The organism is Fibrisoma limi BUZ 3 (genome assembly GCF_000296815.2).
Taxonomy (GTDB): domain Bacteria; phylum Bacteroidota; class Bacteroidia; order Cytophagales; family Spirosomataceae; genus Fibrisoma; species Fibrisoma limi.
The window spans coordinates 542,522-560,645 of record NZ_CAIT01000006.1 but is presented as its reverse complement, the minus strand read 5'-3'; the positions used below and the strand labels follow the sequence as shown (position 1 = coordinate 560,645).

Annotated in this window: 13 protein-coding genes; 11 read left to right on the top strand and 2 right to left on the bottom strand. The window is 54.0% G+C overall.

Annotation, left to right across the window (positions count from 1 at the left end; translation table 11 throughout):
- The first annotated feature begins 89 nt into the window (after positions 1-89).
- From BN8_RS10220 to BN8_RS10200, 5 genes are all read left to right on the top strand, one after another.
- Complete coding sequence (locus BN8_RS10220) at positions 90-1,976, top strand: heparinase II/III domain-containing protein (RefSeq protein WP_009281780.1); 1,887 nt, start codon at positions 90-92, stop codon at positions 1,974-1,976.
- A gap of 114 nt (positions 1,977-2,090) precedes the next feature.
- Positions 2,091-3,407 (top strand): PQQ-dependent sugar dehydrogenase, encoded by a 1,317-nt coding sequence (locus BN8_RS10215; protein ID WP_040005710.1) that lies wholly within the window; start codon positions 2,091-2,093, stop codon positions 3,405-3,407.
- A 149-nt stretch (positions 3,408-3,556) separates the two neighbouring features.
- Positions 3,557-4,270, top strand: coding sequence for a hypothetical protein (locus BN8_RS10210; protein ID WP_009281778.1), 714 nt, complete (start codon positions 3,557-3,559; stop codon positions 4,268-4,270).
- A gap of 110 nt (positions 4,271-4,380) precedes the next feature.
- Complete coding sequence (locus BN8_RS10205; protein ID WP_009281777.1) at positions 4,381-5,742, top strand: amidohydrolase family protein; 1,362 nt, start codon at positions 4,381-4,383, stop codon at positions 5,740-5,742.
- 223 nt (positions 5,743-5,965) lie between these two features.
- Positions 5,966-6,757 carry a 3-keto-disaccharide hydrolase gene (locus BN8_RS10200; protein ID WP_009281776.1) on the top strand — a complete coding sequence of 264 codons (792 nt, stop codon included), beginning with the start codon at positions 5,966-5,968 and terminating at the stop codon, positions 6,755-6,757.
- A 68-nt stretch (positions 6,758-6,825) separates the two neighbouring features.
- On the opposite strand, the gene BN8_RS10195 is transcribed toward BN8_RS10200, so the two are convergent.
- Positions 6,826-8,061 (bottom strand): multidrug effflux MFS transporter, encoded by a 1,236-nt coding sequence (locus BN8_RS10195; RefSeq protein WP_009281775.1) that lies wholly within the window; start codon positions 8,059-8,061, stop codon positions 6,826-6,828.
- 249 nt (positions 8,062-8,310) lie between these two features.
- Here BN8_RS10195 and BN8_RS10190 point away from each other — a divergent pair, with 249 nt between their 5' ends.
- From BN8_RS10190 to BN8_RS10175, 4 genes are all read left to right on the top strand, one after another.
- The gene (locus BN8_RS10190) at positions 8,311-9,372 is read left to right on the top strand and encodes a glycoside hydrolase family 5 protein (protein WP_009281773.1); all 1,062 of its coding nucleotides are present in this window, start codon (positions 8,311-8,313) and stop codon (positions 9,370-9,372) included.
- A gap of 95 nt (positions 9,373-9,467) precedes the next feature.
- Positions 9,468-11,444 carry an ATP-binding protein gene (locus tag BN8_RS10185; RefSeq protein WP_144051641.1) on the top strand — a complete coding sequence of 659 codons (1,977 nt, stop codon included), beginning with the start codon at positions 9,468-9,470 and terminating at the stop codon, positions 11,442-11,444.
- 309 nt (positions 11,445-11,753) lie between these two features.
- Positions 11,754-12,584: a DUF4190 domain-containing protein gene (locus BN8_RS10180; protein ID WP_009281771.1), complete on the top strand. Its 831-nt coding sequence runs from the start codon at positions 11,754-11,756 to the stop codon at positions 12,582-12,584.
- Positions 12,585-12,644: 60 nt separating this feature from the next.
- On the top strand, positions 12,645-13,028 hold the full coding sequence (locus BN8_RS10175) for a hypothetical protein (protein ID WP_040005705.1): 384 nt from the start codon (positions 12,645-12,647) through the stop codon (positions 13,026-13,028).
- A gap of 210 nt (positions 13,029-13,238) precedes the next feature.
- Here BN8_RS10175 and BN8_RS10170 read toward each other — a convergent pair whose 3' ends face one another.
- Positions 13,239-14,075 (bottom strand): helix-turn-helix domain-containing protein, encoded by an 837-nt coding sequence (locus BN8_RS10170; RefSeq protein WP_040005960.1) that lies wholly within the window; start codon positions 14,073-14,075, stop codon positions 13,239-13,241.
- Between the two features lie 121 nt (positions 14,076-14,196).
- On the opposite strand from BN8_RS10170, the gene BN8_RS10165 reads away from it, so the two are divergent.
- A complete protein-coding gene (locus tag BN8_RS10165) occupies positions 14,197-15,066 on the top strand; it encodes a 3-keto-disaccharide hydrolase (RefSeq protein WP_009281768.1) in 870 nt (289 codons plus the stop codon).
- Between the two features lie 99 nt (positions 15,067-15,165).
- The gene (locus tag BN8_RS32445) at positions 15,166-18,114 is read left to right on the top strand and encodes a M1 family metallopeptidase (RefSeq protein WP_009281767.1); all 2,949 of its coding nucleotides are present in this window, start codon (positions 15,166-15,168) and stop codon (positions 18,112-18,114) included.
- The last annotated feature ends 10 nt before the right edge of the window (positions 18,115-18,124 follow it).

Genomic DNA, 18,124 nt, shown 5'->3' with positions numbered 1-18,124 from the left:
CGATTATTCACGTAGTCAGCGCATCATTCATTCATTGCCGTCGGTAAAAAACCGCTTTAACGCGCTTTGGTACAAAACCCTCGCTGGTCATGTATTCCAAACGCTTACTCCTTTCAACAATCAGCCTGTTGCTCCTGCTTTCGGTATCCGCCGGCGCACAGAAAGACCCCATTGGCCCGGCTACCAAACTGCCGGATCATCCGCGTATTCTCCTGCTCAAAGGTGAAGAGGGACGTATCAGGCAAACGATCGCAGCCGATAAAACCTGGAATAACGTCCACCAGGCGATGCTGGGCGAATGTGACAAGCTGCTGGCGGTTGCTCCCGTAGAGCGGATTCAGATCGGTCGGCGGCTGCTGGATAAATCGCGGGAAGCGTTGCGTCGGGTGTTTCTGCTGGCCTACGCCTGGCGCTTGACCGGGCAGCAACAGTACCTGCAACGGGTCGAAAAAGAACTCCTGGCCGTATCGGCGTTCAGCGACTGGAACCCGTCGCACTTCCTCGACGTAGCCGAGATGACCATGGCCGTTGGTATCGGCTACGACTGGCTGTACAACGACCTGTCGCCCGCGTCCCGGTCGGCTATCAAAGCGGCTATTCTGAAAAAAGGCATTGAACCCTCCCTCGATCCGAAATTTAACAGTTGGCTGACGGCCACGCATAACTGGAATCAGGTCTGCAACGCGGGTATGACTTACGGCGCAATGGCGATCTACGAAGATCAGCCGGAATTGTCCCGGAAAATCATCAACCGGGCCATTGACAGTATTGAGCTGCCGATGGAAGACTACGCTCCCGACGGCGCTTATCCCGAAGGATACAGTTACTGGGGCTACGGCACCAGCTTCAATGTTATGTTCATCAGCGCCATCGAAAAAGCGTTCGGTAGCGATTTTGGCCTGTCTAAAAAACCGGGCTTTTTGAAAACGGCCGCCTACATGACCAACATGACCGGCCCCACCGGCAACTCGTTCAACTACTCCGACGCCGGAACCGGGAGTGGCCTCCATCCGGCCATGTTCTGGTTTGCCTCCAAACTGAACGATCCTTCGGTGTTGTGGGTCGAGCGGGGGCGTTTGCTAAGTGAAAATGGCAGCAAATACGACAAAGACCGACTGCTGCCTGCCATCATGCTCTGGAACAACGGCATCCGCGTGAATGACATCCCCGAACCCAAAGCCAGAATCTGGGTGGGCGACGGCAAAAGTCCGGTAGCGTTGATGCGCACCTCCTGGACCGATCCTTCGGCTATTTTTGTCGGTTTGAAAGCCGGCTCGCCATCGGTTAACCACGCGCACATGGATGTTGGCTCGTTCGTGATGGAGGCCGATGGTGTTCGCTGGGCCATGGATTTCGGGATGCAGGATTACAATTCGCTGGAATCGAAAGGCGTAAAGCTGTGGGGTAAAGAGCAGGATTCGCAGCGCTGGCAGGTGTACCGATACAACAATTACGTCCATAATACCCTGACCGTTAACAACGGCCTACAAAACGTAGAAGGCAACGCCCGCATCACGCGGTCGACGAACAACCCGCAGTTCCTGAGCGCCACCACCGACCTGACCGAGCTGTATAAAGGGCCTTTACACAAAGCCAGCCGCGGCATTGCCATTGTCGATCAGAACCACATCGTCGTCCGTGATGAAGTCGAAACGCCGGGTAAAGAAGCTACGGTCCGCTGGACGTTACTAACGCCCGCCGACGTAACGATTACGGGTAAAAACCGGGCCGAGTTAACTAAAGACGGCAAGAAGCTGATCCTCCAGGTGCAGGAGCCCGCCAACGTAACGCTGAAGACCTGGTCGACCGATCCGCCCCACGAGTATGATGCGCCCAATCCCGGCACGACCCTCGTGGGTTTTGAGGTGACCATGCCCGCCAATACGAAAGGGACCCTGACCGTACTGCTCCTGCCCGAGAAAGCCGCCGGGCAGACAACCCAGGCGGTTCGACCACTGGCGCAGTGGCCCAAATAAACACAGACGGCCTGAACGGCTACCTGGCTCCATCGAATCGACCGGTATGGACAAGTATTTTCCGGTACCGGTTCGCTTATTGAGCAAATGATCTCTCCTTTTCGACCATCTTTCATGCATACTTTCTCTTTTCGAACGTCCTGTCTTTTCTCGGCGCTGCTGGCAATGAACAGTATCGGCGCTTCTTACGGCGAAACGCCCCCGTTACGATCTTCCGATAAACCCCAAAAATCAACGGCTGAGGTAAAAGTTCCGGCCGGTTTTACGGCTACCGTAGTGGCCGAAGATCTCGGTCCGGCCCGGCACATGGCTGTCAGCAAAAACGGCGACCTCTACGTGAAACTGGCTAAGCTGAAAGACGGCAAGGGCATCTACCGGCTCCGGGATACAGACAAAGACGGCATTTTTGACGAACGGGTCGGCTTCGGTGATTATCCCGGTACGGGTATTTACATCCGGAACGGCTACCTGTACACGTCTTCAAACAGTAGCGTATTCCGGTATAAGCTGGACGACAAAGGCGAGGTCACGAACCCCGACCAGCCCGAACTGCTCGTTTCGGGGCTGCGGGTCAAAACCCGCGACCAGTCGAAGTCCATCGCCATCGACAATCAGAACAACATCTACGTCAACATTGCATCCGACAACGACGCCTGCCGCGAAGCTGGTACGGGCAAAGGCCTGATGCCATGTCCGCTGCTCGATTCAGCCGCGGGTATCTGGCAGTTTAAAGCCAATGTACCGGACCAGAAATTTGCCGACGGCGTCCGCTTTGCCACCGGCCTGAAAAACGTAGTGGGCCTCGACTGGAACCCCAGGTCCAACACGCTGTTTGTGATGCAGCACGGTCGCGGCCAATTCCACGATTTTTACCCGCAGTATTACACGCCAAAACAGAGCGCCGAGCTACCCGCCGAAACCATGTACGAACTCCACAAAGGCGACGATGCGGGCTGGCCCTACGTCTACTACGATCACATTCAGAAAAAGAAAATCATTGCACCCGAATACGGCGGTGACGGCAAAAAAACGGGCGGGGCAAAAACCATCAATCCCGCAGCGGCTTTCCCGGCGCATCTCGGCCCGAACGGTCTGCTGTTCTACACCGGAACCGCTTTTCCCGAAAAATACCGTAACGGGGCCTTTATTGCCTTCCACGGGCAATCAGCGGAGTTGAAGAAAGGCTACATGGTCGCCTTCGTGCCCTTCAAAAACGGGAAACCGGCCGGCAATTGGGAAATTTTTGCCGACAACTTCGCCGGAACGGACCTCGAAAAACCGACCGGTCCGGTTCAGCACCGGCCGTGTGGACTGGCGCAGGGCACGGATGGCGCCCTCTACGTTTCCGACGACCTGAACGGTACTATCTTTAAGATCAGCTACAAGCCGCAGGGACGTAGTGGTAAAGCCACCGCAGCCGCTAACAAATAGTCCAATTACGTTTTCTAACCGAAGGCAGTCGCTGCAAAGTGGCTGCTTTTTTGTTGCTGCACCCGTTTTCCTGTCCGGTTATTATCCAGTGCCATTGAGTAGTCAGGCCATGTCGTTTACTTTGCTCAGAAACGGTTAAACAAAAGGTTATGCACTTACGTATGATTTCCGGATTGCTGCTGGTCGTTGGCGCACTGCTGGCATTGGCACCGGTGAAAACCGACCTGGATGGTGCCTGGCGGCTGGCCGAGCCATCGGGCCGAACGGTCATGCTGACCCTGATTGACAACTACCTCATGCAGACGACCTACGAGCCTACTCAGTTTGTGTCGACACGCGGGGGCGCCTGGGAACGAAACGGCAACACTCTGAGCCTTAAGGTTGAGTTTGACACGCAGGACACCAGCCGCGTGGGCCAGACCGAAACGTATCAGGTTGCCCTGCGCAACGGCCAGTTGGTCATGAACGGTCCGGGCGGCACTCGTACCTTCACGCGGGTTGACGAACCATCCGGACAAACACCCCTGGCCGGACTCTGGCGCATCACCGGCCGGGCCAACGACGCCGGACAGGTTACGACCATGCAGCGGGGACCCCGCAAAACGATCAAGCTTCTGACGGGCAGTCGGTTTCAGTGGGCGGCCATCAATCCGCAGACGAAGCTGTTTGCCGGCACGGGGGGCGGCACGTACAGCTTCAAAGACGGCAAATACACCGAAACGATCGATTTCTTCTCCCGCGACAACAGCCGGGTTGGCCGGTCGCTAACGTTCAACGCCGATGTAAACGGCAACGAGTGGCGGCATTCGGGGCAGAGTTCGACGGGCGGACCGGTGAATGAAGTCTGGACGCGGGAAAAATAGAACGCAGATTCTTATGATTCTACTGATTTCAAATTGAATCATCACTAATCATAAAAATCATAAGAATCTGCGTTCCATCGCTTTTTAATACGGCAAATGCGAACAAACCCATGCGACACTTACTACTTGTTTTTCTAATCGGCATTACCACCTCCTCCTTCGCGCAGGAACTGGTCAGCAATCGCCAGCGCGACATCGTGTTCCAGGGGGTCAACGTAATTCCGATGGATCGCGAACGGGTGCTGGAGAACCAGACGGTGGTTGTCCGCAACGGAAAAATAACGGCAATGGGTAACGCGTCCAGCGTCAGGTTCGGCCGGGATGCGCTGGTCATCAATGCCAACGGCAAATACCTGATGCCCGGCTGGGCCGAAATGCACGCGCACGTACCGCCCATCGACGACATTGAGCCGATGAAGGAAGTTCTGATGCTGTATCTTACGAATGGCATCACCACCATCCGGGGCATGCTGGGCCACCCCAAACACCTTGAACTACGCAGCAAAATCAACAACGGAGAGATTCTGGGACCGCATTTTTACGCCACCGGTCCGTCGTTCAACGGCCAGTCGGTCAAAACGCCCGAGCGAGGTGCCGAAATGGTTCGGGAGCAGAAAGCCGCCGGGTACGATTTTCTTAAACTGCACCCTGGCCTGACCAACCAGACCTTTCCGGCCATTGCCAAAACCGCGCAGGAAGTTGGGATTCCGTTCGTCGGCCACGTATCGTTCAACGTGGGTGTCTGGCGGGCCATTGACGCAAAATATTCGTCCATCGACCACCTCGACGGCTTTGTAGAAGCGTTAACGCCGGGCATCGACACCCTGGCCGAACAGGAAACCGGATTGTTTGGCTCCTGGATTGCTTACCGCGCCGACGACAGCCAAATACCGAAGCTGATGAACGGGCTGCGCCAGAACAAGGTCCGGGTTGTGCCGACGCAGGCGCTGGCCGAACGGTGGCTGTCTCCGCTTCCGGCGAGTGAATTTACCGACGATCCGGAGATGAAATACATGAAGCCACAGGAAGTTCAAAGTTGGGAGCGGGCGAAGACCAGCTACAACAGTAACCCCAACTTCTCGAAAGAACACGCGGAAAAACTGATTCAGGTTCGCCGGAAACTCATCGCCGAATGCCAGAAAAACGGCGTCGACCTACTGCTCGGCTCCGACGCGCCCCAGGTCTTCAACGTGCCGGGCTTTTCGATTCACCACGAGATGAAGTACATGGTTGATGCGGGCCTGACACCCTATCAAACCCTGCGCACCGGTACGGTCAACGTAGCGTCATATCTCAACAAACCGGATTCAGGTACGATCAGGACCGGCAACGTATCGGATCTGGTCCTGCTCAACGGCAACCCCCTAACCGACATCAACCAGACCCGAACTATCGAGGGCGTCATGATGGGCACAAACTGGCTGTCGAAAGCCTACATCCAGAAGGAATTGAAGAAGCTGGAGAAGCAGTAGGAAGGCCAAGGCAACTACCTTCTAACTAAAGCCCTGTATGGGCGAACTGTTACTAGCACAGGGTAAGTTTAACTCGCGCCGTAGCTGATGACGACAACGACCTGATTGCAACGGGCCATTTATTGACGGGTCAAGCCTACGGCCTTCCTGGTGTCAATTACGCGAATGGCTTCTTTTACCCCCTATTTTTACCTTTTAATCACGCACAACAACTCTCAACTCCATGCGCTTATTCCCTCACAAACCCATTAACCCACTTCCTGCCTTACTGCTGCTTGCCGTTACCGTGTCCATGATCCCGAACGCCAAAGAGCCGGTGGGCATCGGCGCTAAAGCACCGAAGGGTGCCGAAGTCCTGTTTGATGGTTCCCGACAGATGCTCGACGAAAAGTGGACGTACTGGCAAGGTCCTCGTCTGGCCGCGAGTCTGCCAATCAAATGGGAAATCCAGAAAGATCCGGCCGGCCCCGGTATGGTTATGAACACCAACGACCCGGCCGCTGCGGGTGGTAAATACGGGGCCGCTGATATCGTAACGAAGAAACCGTACCGTGATTTCCGGCTACACGTCGAATTCTACATCAGCAAGCCGGGCGGTAACAGTGGTGTCTATCTCCAGAATCGATACGAGATGCAGATCGTTGATGGCGATACAACCTCACATGGTATGGGGGCTGTTATCAACGAAACACCATCGCCGTATTACGCCTACAACGGCGTCGGCAAGTGGAACGCCTACGACATTCAGTTCCGGGCCGCTCGTTTTCAGGATGGTAAGCGTTCCGAACCCGCGATGGTGACGATGTACTTCAACGGCAAGAAGGTACATACCAACCAGCCGATCAGTCAGGTATGGGGCGGTCCCAACTCCGGCATAGATGGAGGGAACGACGGCGGCAAGGGCATCACTGATACGCCCGGTGGCCTGAAACTTCAGGCGGAAGGCCACGACGTACTCTACCGGAATATCTGGATTAAAGAAATGGACTTCAAAAAAGCGGATACAAATTTTTAGGAGGCTTGTGAGCAAGTAATCTCCGCTATGCACAAGCTTCAGACAGCGGAGATTACTTGCTGTTACGCCTACAACGTAGCTTCGGCAATCGACTCGCCGACATCGGTGTGCTGGCTGCGATACCGGATGGCCCGCTGTCCAAGCAACAGTATAAGAAAACCACTAAAAATACAGCCGGCCATGACGCCCACCATCGGCAGCGCCGTGTTGTTATGCAGAACGCTGACCAGCGCAGACACCAACGCCCCGACGCCCATTCGGAAGCTTCCCATCAGGGCGACAGCACTGCCCGTATGCCGAACAAAAGGTGCCAGCGTCAGCGCGGCCGAGTTTGGTGCCACCAATCCCTGACCAAGCAGAAACAGGAACAGTACGCCCAGCAAGCCGTACAGGTTATACCACCCCGCCCAGGTACCGAGGACCAGAAAGAACCCGACCACGGATTGATACACCAACGTTGTTGAGACAAGCTGCTGATTGCTGTATCGTTTCAGGAGGACATGGTTTAACTGATTCGGTGCCAGAATGGCAATGGCCAGAACAGCGAAGATCCAGCCGTATTCCTGCTCACTGACTTTGTAGATGTTCATAAATACGTCTGGCGAACCGGAGATGTACGCGAATGGAGCCGCTGAAGCAATGCCACCCACCAGCGCATACGTCAGGAACTGCGGTTGCCGGATAACCGTATAAAAGTTACCTAGCACCGCCTGGGGCCGCAGCGATATGGACGCATCGGCCTGGCGCCCGTTGGGAAGCACATAAACGATAGCAAGCAGAATCAAGGCTGTGATAACGGCGAGGATGACGAAAATCGAGTGCCAGCCAAACAACACCGTTGCGTACCCGCCCACCGTTGGCGCAATCATCGGTGAAACCGCGATTACCAGCGTGAGCAGCGAAAAGACCTGCGCCGTCTGATCGACGGGAAACAGATCGCGCACCAGCGCCTGAGCCGCCACCATACCAACGCAGCCCCCGAGCGCCTGCAATAGCCGCATCAGAATCAGGGTTTCGATCGACGTACTCACTGCGCAGCCCAGGGAGGCCAGCACATACACGCCCAGCCCGGCATAGAGCGGCAGCTTCCGCCCAAACCGATCCAGCAAAGGCCCGTACAGAAGCTGCCCAACCGAAATTCCAACCAGATAGGCCGTCAGCGACAACTGCACCTGAGCAATCGACGTGTTCAGATCACTGGCAATAGCCGGAAACCCCGGCAGATACATGTCGATCGAAAAAGGGCTGATGGTGGACAGTGTCCCCAAAATCAGAATAATACTAAACTGCTGACGGCGTGTCATAGTCAAACCTACCTTTATTACGTCGGTCAACGATCAACCAGTTACCTATCGTTCCCCTAGTAGCCCACAACTACAAAGGATTATCTTATTTACTCCATTAATTCTACTGAATATCTACCAACCCTACATCAGATTCGCGGCCAGCTACCTGCGGTTCGGCTTAGTCCAGCGTCGGACGTCGATCAGCCTGGTTAAATTGTTCGGCAATGTTTGTATACTTGCCCGCTAAATCCTGACGACCTGCCTGAAATGGCTCATCCAATTCAACTGCTCTCTGCTAAGCGGACTACCGGTCCTGCTATAAAATTCATGCCCCTCAAGCTGTTTATACTGCTTTTTGTTGCGTTTCAGGCGCTGGCGCAGACAACGCACAGGCTCAGCCAGCTACGTGTTCAGGGCAACAAATTCGTAACGGCCGACGGCAAAACGCTCGTTTTTCGGGGCCTGAACGCCAGTGATCCCGACAAGCTGGACAAGTCCGGCCACTGGGATAAGTCCTATTTTGAAGAGATGAAACGCTGGGGCGCTACGCTCGTTCGGTTTCCGGTACACCCACCAGCCTGGCGTCGACGCGGGCAGCAGCAATACCTCGAGCTCCTGGACAAAGGGGTAGCCTGGGCCGGTGAACTCGGTATGTACGTGGTTATCGACTGGCACAGCATCGGCAACCTGAAAAACGAGATGTACCAGAGCCCGATTTACGAAACCACGCAAAAGGAAACCTTCGAGTTCTGGCGGACCATGTCCGACCATTACAAGGATAACCCGACGGTGGCGTTCTTCGAGCTGTTCAATGAGCCGACCGTAATGGGTGGTAAACTGGGTACCTGTAGCTGGGCCGAGTGGAAGAAGCTCATGGAAGAAACCATCACGATCATCCGGGCCAACGGGTCGAAAACCATTCCGCTGGTGGCCGGCTTTAACTGGGCGTACGACCTGAAAGACGTAGCGCAGAATCCCATTCAGGCCGAAGGTATCGCCTACGTCAGCCACCCCTACCCGATGAAACGCGACAAGCCGTGGGAAGCCAAATGGACAGCCGACTGGGGGTTCGTGGCGCAGAAATACCCGTTGGTGCTGACCGAAATCGGATTTAGTGCCGCCGATGAAAAAGGCGCGCACGTACCGGTTATCAGCGACGAATCGTACGGCGATGCCATCACCCGGTACTGCGACACCCACGGCATTTCGTACATCGTTTGGGTATTCGACCCACAGTGGGCTCCCATGATGTTCACCGACTGGAACTACACCCCCACCCGGCAGGGTCAGTTTTTCAAGAACGTAATGCAGCAGGCCGCCAAACACTGAATAGTCACTACGTACGGGCGGGTTTACTTCCTGAAACACCATCGGAAAAGTCGGACATTGCGACGGCCTCTGTATCTTTGTCTGGCAACGGTACAGTGAAAACCTTTCTGATGCTGGCTCAACGACTCCTTATTCTAGGCTCTTTTCTGTTGCTCGTTCACCTGCGTAGCGTTGGTCAGTCGGTTATGACGCCCAGCGATACCAGCTACATCATGACCCTGCTGCGAAAAGCGGAAGCCATTGAGATGCAGCAGCCCGAAAAAGCCCTTCTGGACTATCAGAAAGCGTATACCTTCGCCCGAAGGATTGGCTACACGAAAGGCTACTTCGAAAGTATCCGGCTTACAACGTACCTGCTGGATTTGCTGGGACGCCATACGGAATCGCATAAACTGGCGACCGAAGGGCTGCAAAAAGCTTTGCGCGATACGTCGGAGCAGTACCGGAGTACGTGCTATTTTTCCCTGGCCCAGTCGGCGATGTTTCAGGGGAAGAACAAAGAAGCGATTTACTACTTCAAGAAAGCCGCACCCTTCATGCTGGCGCACAGGAACCGCAAAAAGGCAGCGGTTCTTTATCAGAATCTGGGCCTGATGTACGAAGCCGAAAAGCTGTACCCGCAGGCGCTGGACTATTTTAACCGGGCGCTGAAGTACGACCTGATCGCGAAAAGCCCCCAGCATGAGATTGCGTTGGATTACCACAGCATGGCCACGGTCTACGTCAAGCAAAACCAGCTACCCATGGCCCTGGCATATTTCCGGCGGACCAAATCGCTGCTCAGACCCGACAACGACATCCATTTTCTCACCAGCCTGTACGGTAATATCGGCAACCTGCACAAAGAACTCAGCCATTTCGATTCGTCGCTCTATTACTACCGGAGCGCCCTGCGGATGAACCGGGAATTGAACAACCCGCTTCAGGAACTGCACCTGCTGGCCGGCCTGGCCGAAACGTACAACGAAATGAAGCAGTTCGGGCAGGCCAAAGCGCTGCTCGACAACGCGTATGCACTGGCCAGGCAGCACAAGGTGGGGCTGTCGGAGTTCAGGAACATCTACCGCGAGTACGCGAACGCCAGCCTTGGCCTAAAGGACTACAAAGGAGCGATTCCCTGGTACGATAAATACATTGAAACGAAAGATTCGCTGTCGACCCTGGAGGCCAAAACCCTGCTGGAAGAGTACGAACTGAAACTCCGCCAGGCAGAATCCCGGCAAAAACTGACCGAAAAACAACGGCAAATCGATCAGCTCGCTCAGGCGCACCAACGCCAGCAGTTATGGCTACTGATTGCGGGCCTGGTAGCACTGGTTGCGGTTGGCAGCCTGGTGTTTGCTTATCAGTACTCACGGCAGCGCCAGCGCGCGTCTGACAATGCGTTGCTGGCCGCTCAGCGAGCTCACTCGCTGGCCGTCATGCAGTCGGAACTACAGGGCCAGCAGAAAGAACGACTGCGTATTTCCAAAGAGATGCACGATGATCTCGGAGCTTCGTTGACGGCCATCGGGTTGCTGAGCGAAGTGGTCAAGACACGAATGGGCACCCAAACCGCCCCGGAGGTCGAAAAGATATCGACGATTTCGGCCGACATGGTCACTACCATGAACGAGATCATCTGGTCGCTGAACACCCGGAACGACAGCCTGAATGGCCTGATTGCCTATACCCGGGCCTACACCAGTGAATTCATCGACAATACGCCCCTGCACTTACGAACCCAGGTGCACGAATCACCCCAGGAGGTCACGATCCAGGGCACGGACCGGCGGAACATTTTCCTGACCGTGAAGGAAGCGCTGCACAACGTAGTCAAACACGCGCAGGCCACCGAGGTATCGCTCACCATTCGGCCCGAAACCGACCGGCTGCTCATTGAAGTCAGCGACAACGGGCGCGGCTTTGAACCAAACGAACGAACCCGACTGCGAAACGGCCTGACGAACATGCAGAACCGGATGAGCAATTCGGGCGGTAGCTGCACCATTTCATCATCTCCGCGTGGCACCACCGTGGCAATAATCTACCCGTATCCGCTTTCGGCAACGGCCAACATACTGCAAATGTAGTATTGCCCCGGAGTTGCCGATTGACTACACCCGCCCACCCGGTCTACATTCGTAGCGGCCAGCATTGGCCAGTTCTCCGCCTTTTTGTCCATACCCACCTGAACACCCGGGTCTGATCGGTTACGTGGCCGTTCTGCTACGTCCAGCGGAGCCTGGAAAGACCTTTTTCAGCGATTTCAGCCGGCTAAAAATCATACAAATGAAGTATTGTTCACCCTACCCCCAGCCGGTAGTTTTGCCCAGGTGATTGTCGTTCGGGTCTCTGGACAATTCTACTTCTTCATTCGCCTGTTATAACCAATTAACCGTATGCAGACTGTATTCCTCCGTAGAATTAGCCTCCTGCTCACTGTAGCATGGCTTGGTACCTTATCCGCCTGTCAGCGTGCGCCGTATGCGTATTTTACGCCGACTCCCCATCCGGCGGCCCAGCGTATGGCGGTCAATGAACCGGCTCCGGCGCCACCGGTTGACCCTACCCTGACGGCTTCGGCGGCTGACGATGTTCCAACCCCGACCAAACGGGTATGGGAAGAAACCACATCCATCCCGACGCTGGCTCCCGCAACGGTTGCCCCCAAAGCCGCCACAAAAGCAAGTCGGCCTTCGTTCAGAACCCGGTTAAAAGCGACACTGCTGAAGAAAATTGCCCCGCCCCAGTGCGACCAGATCGTGTTGCGAAACGGCGATGTCGTTGAAGCCAAGATCAAGGAAGTGGGCGTCAATGAGATCAAGTACAAGAAGTGCGACCGGCCCGATGGTCCCGACTATACTATCTCCAAGCGCGACGTACTCAGCATCAAGTATACGAACGGCGATGTCGAACGCTTTTCATCGTCTACTTCTCCCAGCAATTCATCCGGGAGCAATCGAAGCTCCTACGACAGCCCGACCAACGCTCAAAACGACGGCCCGCGTACTGACCCGTTCGCAATTGTGGCCATCGCTACGGGCGGGCTAGCCATTCTGACTGGCTACGGGGCCTTTCTGTTGGGAGCAGCAGCCATCGTTTTCGGAGCCATTAGTTTAACGCGTATTCGCAGGGAACCAAACCGGTTCAAAGGCAAAGGGCTCGCGCTTGGAGGGATGGTAGCCGGAATTGTCGCGGCCGGTGTGATTCTGCTGTATCTCCTGTTGTAATTCCTTCATTGAGTTACCATCGACATGAATTCAGTCTGTTCACCAATAGCCATCCCCTTTATGAAAAATCTGTGGATTGCCCTGCTGATGTTATTAACCGTGTCCGCCTGTTTACCGGAAAAAGGGGGCAAAGATGATACGGATCCGGAACCTGATCTGAGTGGAACGTACCGGGTTACATCCGTCCGGTTTAACTCAACCACCAACAACTCCGTTCCAGGAACGGTACGGGTAGCGAAAGTGTCAAACGCAGCTTACGACGTTGATATAACCCTGAACGGTCAGTCGCTCGATACGTTTCAGGTGGACGTTCGAAAGGCCAGTGGCAAAACGTACGATATGTATGTCGACAACGAACTCGTCGGGGATATTGACGGCACGCAGTTCAGGTTCGACATCACCGATACGAATAATGATCGGGTCGTGATCATAGCCCGAAAGTAGTTTTCTTTCCACGCCACAACCGGGCCGGCTCAGCATGGTATTGCTGGACCGGCTTTTTTTAATTTCAGCCCCTGTTCCGTTGAATAGGAGCCGTAGCATCAACTGGCTGTGTCAATTTTCTCAAGAGCGTGGCCATGCATCCTTCTTCCAGTCCCCGTTACCGCAAAAAGCCGGGCCGCATGGTAGTGGCCTGCTTTATCCGCTTACCTGTTAACTCCTTCTGCGGAACGTACTTGGCGTACTGCCCGTATACTTTTTGAACTGCTTACAGAAGTGACTGGTATCCGTGTAGCCAAATTCATCGGCAATCTGGCCTAAGCTTAGCGAACTATACAGCAACCGGGCTTCAATAAGTTTCATCTTGTATCGGATGATATACTGCTTGAGCGACTCGCCGGTCTGCTTTTTAAACAACAGGCTAATGTAGGTCGGGGCGTAGTGAAATACATCCGCCAGATGATCAATACTTAGCGCATTGGGCTGATAGATGTGCTGCCGGATATACAGCAGGATAGCTTCCACCGAATCGGTCACGAATGGCCTGACAGGGGTTTGATTAAACAGGTTTCGGGCCAGAATGATGAGCATACTTTGCAACAGGCAATCCCGAATTCCAGCAAAGTGCGCCGACTGCTGATCGGCATATTCATGTTGCATCACCGTCAGCAGGGCGTGCAGTTTCTGCTTCTCCACTTTGTCGGAGACAAGGGAACCCCGACTCTGGGAAGAGGTCGTCAGCAAGGTTTTGATGGCCGACTGCCCGGTGCGCTCAACATTCCCCAGCAATTGCTTATACATCGATTCATTGAAGCGAATAAAGCAGAACTCGGTTAGCTCCTCAATGACAAACTCATGATAATCATCCGGTCCTAATAAAAACACATCACCTGCCGAGTAGCCAAACGTATTGCCGTTGATATGGTGAAGGCCGTGGCCTTTTATGATAAAAATGATTTCGAAGTAGGTATGCCGGTGGACGGCGTGCATCCAGGTCCCGGCTTCAAAATGATAGATGTTAAAGGGCGTATGCAGGATGTATCGTTTCATGACCCGGTACAGTTTCTGTAAACCTACCATTAAAGAATGGATTTGTACAACGCACATCAAGTAGCCCTCCTTTAGTTTTGCCCCATGTCTAATCCGTTGATTGGCTAAGCCAGGTCCGTATATGAAGCATCTATTCCTGTTGATTAGTAGCCTGTTCGTCATGGGGTCCCGCTCCTCCGAGCCCAAAACTGACGATTGGGTACCGCTCCTGGATCAAAACCTGACCCAGTGGGAAACGTACCTGAGTTATGCGCACAAGCCGGGTTATAATGGAAACGTACCAAAAGATGAATCCGGGACGGTGATCCAGCCGATCGGTTATAACAAAGACAAGAACCGCGTCTTTTCCGTACTGAACGAACCAAACGGTCCTGTCCTACGTGTTAGTGGCGAGGTGTATGGGTGTCTGTTCACCCGTCAGTCGTACGAAAACTACCATCTGTCCCTTCAGGTCAAATGGGGGACTCAAAAACACGAACCCCGAAAAGACAAATTGCGGGATTCGGGTATTTTGTACCATTCCAATGGCGAAGCCGGGGCCGAATACTGGCGTTCCTGGATGCTTTCCCAGGAGTTTCAGATTATGGAAGGGCACATGGGCGATTTCTGGTGCCAGGCCAACTCCGCCATCGACATCCGCTGTTTTCAGTCCGAGGGCGTGATGAACCGGGTTGCCGACTCAAGTCAGCCTTTCAGTACCTTTAAAAAAGGACAGGATTACTATTGCATGCGCTCGGCCAATCACGAAAGTCCTCCCGGCGAATGGACCAAACTGGAGCTTATCTGCTTTGAAGGTAAAAGCCTTCACATTGTGAATGGGCACGTGGTGATGGTGCTTAAGGATTCACGCTATACTACGCCTGATGGGCAGGAGGTGCCCATGCGACGGGGTAAGATTCAATTGCAAAGTGAAGCCGCTGAAGTGTTTTATCGGGACATTCGAATCAAACCACTGACGGCCCTCCCCAAAGCGTATGCTAACTTATTTTAACGCGGGTTATGGATGGTAAGCACTGGAGTGCTGCTTGGGAGGCATTTTCGCTTTTTATACCGCTCAAATCCGGATTTGAGTAGCCTGTACGGCCTGTAAATGCGTGTTTTGTTCAAAAACAGTACGCAGATGCGGCCGACAGCACCACTCATTTCTACCCTCCTCGTTGGGATACTCTTTTCTTTTTTTTCAGCCGGTGCCTTTGCCCAATCTGGCTACCTGACATTGGCCGGAAAGGTCGTCAGCCAGAACAAAGGCACTCCTATTCCGTTAGCCAATATTGCGGTTATGGGTCGGGGAATCGGTACGGTTACAAACGCCCAGGGTGGCTTTTCGCTCAACGTACCAACTGCCTATGCCACCGACAGCTTGCAGGTATCATGCGTAGGCTACCAGTCGACAAGGCTGGCTCTATCAGCGGTAAAAGACCAGATGGTAATCATTCGGTTACAGTCGGCCGCTGTTACGCTGGCCGAAGTGCAGGTGCAGGCTCGTCGGAAAACGGCCGCTGATATTATTCGGGAAGCGGTGGCTGCCATTCCGCGAAACTACGATACCACATCGGTACTGTTAACGGCGCTTTACCGTGAAGACCAGGAGTTTGACGGCAAACCCGTTGTTTCTAACGAAGCCGTCCTGTCCTTTTACAAATCCCCCTACAACCAGCCTAAACCCAACGATCAGCTAAAGCTCATCAGCGGCCGAAAGAAAGAGTATGATCGCTCCCGCCATAACCTACCGCCCTTTGTCAACCTAAGTAATGGCGCTAACTCATCCTTATACGGTGATCTTGTAAAATTGCCCAACGATAAGAACAACCTCATCAACACACGCAATATCAGGTACTATGACTTATCGCTGAGTGTGCTCGCAGGCAATCGCCCTATGTACGTAATTACGTTCAACCCTGGAAAACGGAAACGAAAAGCCTATGTTAAAGGAAAATTGTACATAGATGCGCAGTCACTTGCGTTTGTACGAACCGAGTGGCAGATCACTCAGGCCGGACTGGACAAAGAGAACAATCGGAGCTGGGTGTTGAAAAAAATGGCTTCCATCATTCATAAGCTGGATCTGAAGTTTTCTGACTTCACCGAAACGGCAACGTATACGCCCTACGGTGACCGATGGCATTTGAGCCATGTTCAGCGACGATACACGTGCACGATTAACAGCCCGTCGCGGAATCTGACTGATAAGCTCTGGAAAATAGCCACCAGTTTTACCGTCACGAAGGTCGGGCCGAAAGGCGTTCAACCGTTTACCGAGGGCAATATTGCTCAGAACCCTAATCCAATGAGCGTTCTGATTGGCGAAAAATTTAAAACAAACACCTCGGCAGGTGACACCCTTCGGTGGTCTGCTCCACTGGATTCGATTTTGCAGCCAACGAACCATCCGCTCAGCGCCAGAACCGATTCGATAAAGGTCCGGGTCTCCAACCGGCAAAACGGCTTCACCCGCGCCGATACCCTCCGTGGCAAACTGACGCCATTGCGGAGCCGGTACGACGTTACGTTCTATGACCTGGCCGTAAAGGTAGACATTGCCAACAAAGCCATCAGCGGCAGTAACAAGATGCGGTTTCGGGTACTGGCTCCATTGGACAAACTACAGTTGGACCTGTACGCCAACATGCAGATTCACCAGATTTTGTACGCTGGCAAACCGCTTGCCTACACCCGGGAGTTCGACGCCGTTTTCGTGCAGTTTCCGGAGATACTGAAAGCGGGTAGCCAACAGGAACTGGAAATCGAATACGCCGGCAAACCGCAGATAGCTGATCGTTCGCTGCCCATCATGGGCGGGTTTCTGTGGGACAAAGACCGCGACGGAAACCCGTGGGTACAGGTGGTTTGCCAGGGTTCGGGGGCCAGTTTGTGGTGGCCCAACAAAGACCACCTCTCCGATGAACCCGACAGCATGCGCATCAGCGTGACAGTCCCAGGCGACCTGATGACTATTTCCAACGGCCGCCTGTTACGCAAAACGACGCTGCCGGACAACTGGATGCGCTACGACTGGTACGTGAGCTATCCGATCAACAACTACAACGTAACGCTGAACATCGGCAGGTATGCCCACCGTCGGGAGATTTACGGCACCGATTCGCTGACGCTGGATTATTACTACATGCCCTATAACGGCGAAACCTTCCGCTGGGTCTTCGACGGCGTAAAGCCCATGCTGACAACCCTGGAAAAACAGTACGGCAAATACCCGTTTCCGCGCGACGGGTTTACGCTGATGGAATCGCTGCATCCGATGGAACACCAAAGCGCCGTTTCGTTCGGTAAGTTGCCGACTGCGCGAGCCGACTCCCTGACACTGGTCGATACATTACGGATTAGGCAACTGGTCTGGCATGAAGCATCGCACGAGTGGTGGGGCAATAACGTCAGTTGCCGCGACATGGCCGATATGTGGATTCATGAAGCCTTTGCTACGTACTCGGAAGGCTTTTATCTGCAAGCGGCCATGGGTGAAGACGGCGAAATGGGCTATATCGCGTCGCTGCCGTCGCAGGTGATTGGCAAAGAGCCGATTATCGGGGTGCGGGATGTAAACCACATTCACTACAACATCGGCGATATGTATGCCAAAGCAAGCCTGGTCGTGTATACGTTCCGGCACGCGCTCAACAACGATACCCTCTGGGCATCCATCCTGAAAGGCATTCAGCAACGGTTTCGCTACCAGACCGTTTCGACCGATGACATCGTGAACTACATCAATGAACGGACCGGAACCGACTATACGCCCTTTTTTAATCAATATCTGAACCATACCTCTATCCCTACCCTGGAGGTAAAGATGGCCGAGAAGGGGCAATCGCTGGTTTTGAGTTATCGGTGGAAAGCCGATGTGCCGAACTTCCGCATGCCGATTCAGGTCACTAAAGCGCCCGATACATACGAGTTTATAACCCCTACGACCGACTGGCAAATGATAACATTCCCCAACATGACGGCCGACGATTTCGAGGTCGACGAAACCCGATTTTATGTGAAGGTTGAAGAAGTCGAGCCACTCCCGGGCAAGGAATAAGTAGCCACCG

Excerpts from the sequence above, each read along its gene's own strand:
- BN8_RS10220 (WP_009281780.1), top strand. The coding sequence starts at position 90 with ATGTATTCCAAACGCTTACTCCTTTCAACAATCAGCCTGTTGCTCCTG.
- BN8_RS10215 (WP_040005710.1), top strand. The coding sequence starts at position 2,091 with ATGCATACTTTCTCTTTTCGAACGTCCTGTCTTTTCTCGGCGCTGCTG.
- BN8_RS10210 (WP_009281778.1), top strand. The coding sequence starts at position 3,557 with ATGCACTTACGTATGATTTCCGGATTGCTGCTGGTCGTTGGCGCACTG.
- BN8_RS10205 (WP_009281777.1), top strand. The coding sequence starts at position 4,381 with ATGCGACACTTACTACTTGTTTTTCTAATCGGCATTACCACCTCCTCC.
- BN8_RS10200 (WP_009281776.1), top strand. The coding sequence starts at position 5,966 with ATGCGCTTATTCCCTCACAAACCCATTAACCCACTTCCTGCCTTACTG.
- BN8_RS10195 (WP_009281775.1), bottom strand. The coding sequence starts at position 8,061 with ATGACACGCCGTCAGCAGTTTAGTATTATTCTGATTTTGGGGACACTG.
- BN8_RS10190 (WP_009281773.1), top strand. The coding sequence starts at position 8,311 with ATGGCTCATCCAATTCAACTGCTCTCTGCTAAGCGGACTACCGGTCCT.
- BN8_RS10180 (WP_009281771.1), top strand. The coding sequence starts at position 11,754 with ATGCAGACTGTATTCCTCCGTAGAATTAGCCTCCTGCTCACTGTAGCA.
- BN8_RS10175 (WP_040005705.1), top strand. The coding sequence starts at position 12,645 with ATGAAAAATCTGTGGATTGCCCTGCTGATGTTATTAACCGTGTCCGCC.
- BN8_RS10170 (WP_040005960.1), bottom strand. The coding sequence starts at position 14,075 with ATGAAACGATACATCCTGCATACGCCCTTTAACATCTATCATTTTGAA.
- BN8_RS10165 (WP_009281768.1), top strand. The coding sequence starts at position 14,197 with ATGAAGCATCTATTCCTGTTGATTAGTAGCCTGTTCGTCATGGGGTCC.
- BN8_RS32445 (WP_009281767.1), top strand. The coding sequence starts at position 15,166 with ATGCGTGTTTTGTTCAAAAACAGTACGCAGATGCGGCCGACAGCACCA.